This is a genomic window from Monashia sp. HAY1-5C, from assembly GCF_056755255.1.
The window spans coordinates 1-230 of sequence record NZ_JBPGXG010000889.1 but is presented as its reverse complement, the minus strand read 5'-3'; the positions used below and the strand labels follow the sequence as shown (position 1 = coordinate 230).

The following is a 230-nucleotide window of genomic DNA, read 5'->3' as shown; positions in this document are numbered from 1 at the left end:
GGCCCAGGCCTCCGGCCGGTGCAGGATGCCCCATCCGGTACCGGCTACGACGCGGAAGCCGCGCTTGTCCATCTCCTCCTGGAGGCGCTTCGGATCCTTGTGGAAGTAGCCGAACGGGCCGGTCTCCATGACCGACAAGCCGGCCTCGGCCACTTCGTCGAGCGTTGTCTCCCAAGGAATCTGCTTGTCGTCCTCGGGGAACCAGACGCCCCACTGGTCGGGGCACACGC

1 pseudogene is annotated in these 230 nt (G+C 67.4%); it reads right to left on the bottom strand.

The window, feature by feature from the left end:
* A pseudogene (locus ACR9ZK_RS23860) lies at positions 1–228 on the bottom strand (2-keto-myo-inositol dehydratase); the annotation flags it as partial.
* Between the last annotated feature and the right edge of the window lie 2 nt (positions 229–230).